Below are 1,801 nucleotides of genomic sequence, written 5' to 3' on the forward strand. Positions count from 1 at the left end.
CCTTGCTGCACCAGGCGCAGGTAGCCCAGCGCCGGGTCGAACGGGTTGCCACTGCTGTAGCCGCTGCTGTTATTGAGCAACGCGTTGATATTGAGGATGTCACCCGAAGCGCCGGACGCGAAATCGCTGACCAGCAGTTGTCCGACACTGAATCTGTCCAACAGGTAGGTGTCACGGCCACTGCCACCGGTGACCGTGGCGACGGAATCGACGTTGTACCGAATGACCCTGATGGTGTCGTCACCGGCACCTGCATTGAGGCTGTCGTGCTCCACCAGTCCGGAAATGTCTGCGTCATCCAAGGTATCGTTGCCATCACCGCCGTCGAGCGTGTCATTGCCATCGCGACCGTACAACGTGTCAGCGCCGCTGCCGCCCACTATCGTGTCGTCACCGTCGTCACCGACCAGAAGATCATTACCGCTACCGCCATCCAGCATGTCGTTGCCAGAGCCTCCCGACAATGTGTCGTCGCCGTTGCCACCGACGAGCGTGTCGGTGCCAATGCCAGCTACCATGTAGTCGTTGCCGCTGCCACCGTCCAGCGCGTCATCGCCATTGCCACTCTCCAGATAGTCGTTGCCATCGCCAGCGTCCAGCGAATCGTTGCCATTGCCACCGATCAGTATGTCGTTGCCACTGCTACCAATCAGTATGTCGTTGCCGTCCTCGCCATCGAGATAACTGCCGTCGTTGTCATTGCCCGACAGCAACGTGTCGTTGCCCTGACCACCCCAGAGCGTGTCATAGCCACTACCCCCATCGAGCAGGTCATCGCCGCCAAAGCCGAAGAGCTGGTCGTTGCCCGCCAGGCCATAGAGCGCATCGTCGACCACGCTACCGTTAAGCACGTCATCGTTTGGCGTGCCATTGAGCGTCAGACCCAACGAACTCCCATCCGGCGGTGCGGCTGGTGTGAAGTTCTCACTGGTCAGCGTGCTCGCCTCGGTATTCTGCAACGTGATGACGGTCTGCCAACCGTTAGTGGCGATGCCTGCGCCGTCCCGGTCCCACTGCAGCAAGGTGTCGGCACCTTGCTGCACCAGGCGCAGGTAGCCCAGCGCCGGGTCGAACGGGTTGCCACTGCTGTAGCCGCTGCTGTTATTGAGCAACGCGTTGATATTGAGGATGTCACCCGAAGCGCCGGACGCGAAATCGCTGACCAGCAGTTGTCCGACACTGAATCTGTCCAACAGGTAGGTGTCACGGCCACTGCCACCGGTGACCGTGGCGACGGAATCGACGTTGTACCGAATGACCCTGATGGTGTCGTCACCGGCACCTGCATTGAGGCTGTCGTGCTCCACCAGTCCGGAAATGTCTGCGTCATCCAAGGTATCGTTGCCATCACCGCCGTCGAGCGTGTCATTGCCATCGCGACCGTACAACGTGTCAGCGCCGCTGCCGCCCACTATCGTGTCGTCACCGTCGTCACCGACCAGAAGATCATTACCGCTACCGCCATCCAGCATGTCGTTGCCAGAGCCTCCCGACAATGTGTCGTCGCCGTTGCCACCGACGAGCGTGTCGGTGCCAATGCCAGCTACCATGTAGTCGTTGCCGCTGCCACCGTCCAGCGCGTCATCGCCATTGCCACTCTCCAGATAGTCGTTGCCATCGCCAGCGTCCAGCGAATCGTTGCCATTGCCACCGATCAGTATGTCGTTGCCACTGCTACCAATCAGTATGTCGTTGCCGTCCTCGCCATCGAGATAACTGCCGTCGTTGTCATTGCCCGACAGCAACGTGTCGTTGCCCTGACCACCCCAGAGCGTGTCATAGCCACTACCCCCATCGAGCA

1 protein-coding gene is annotated in these 1,801 nt (G+C 60.3%); it reads right to left on the reverse strand.

The annotated features are described in order from the left end of the window. Positions 1-1,801: calcium-binding protein (locus PMI35_RS26965; protein ID WP_008055809.1), on the reverse strand; the 1,801-nt coding region annotated here is incomplete at both ends.

Source organism: Pseudomonas sp. GM78 (genome assembly GCF_000282475.1).
Taxonomy (GTDB): domain Bacteria; phylum Pseudomonadota; class Gammaproteobacteria; order Pseudomonadales; family Pseudomonadaceae; genus Aquipseudomonas.